Source organism: Staphylococcus sp. GDX8P80P (assembly GCF_017893095.1).
In the GTDB taxonomy this organism is placed as follows: Bacteria; Bacillota; Bacilli; order Staphylococcales; family Staphylococcaceae; genus Staphylococcus; species Staphylococcus borealis.
In genome coordinates this window covers 1-416 of the sequence record NZ_JAESMI010000261.1, presented here as the reverse complement: position 1 = coordinate 416, position 416 = coordinate 1, and the positions used below count along the sequence as shown (strand labels likewise).

At 28.1% G+C, this 416-nt stretch carries 1 pseudogene; it reads right to left on the bottom strand.

The window, feature by feature from the left end:
* Positions 1–416 (bottom strand): annotated as a pseudogene (locus KA858_RS12705) (hypothetical protein); the annotation flags it as partial.

Here is a 416-nt window from a genome sequence, read left to right as displayed (position 1 = left end):
ATATTAGCCCACCAGAAAACAAACCAAGCATAAACGGAATGTTTTTCCCTAGTTTAGGATTAATAAAAGGGTTAGAAACTCTTGAAATATGTTTAATAAAAATCACAAAAAAGATTGTGAAGAGTATTAAAAAAGTCCAATTATAATTTGTCGTAAATAACATAAAACATATAATACTTATAGACATTAAAACAATACCTACGATATCTAATGTATTTTTTGTTGATTTACCAGGTACCATTACTTTAATAAGAAAAGGTATAGTTACTATTGTAATCATAGGAAGTATAAGTAGGTAAGACCAATGAATATAATGTGCTATTATTCCCCCTATTGAAGGACCTAACCCTTCACCTAAAGCTACAATTGATCCTATAAAACCAAAGGCTTTGCCTTGTTTTTTTCTTGTAATATTT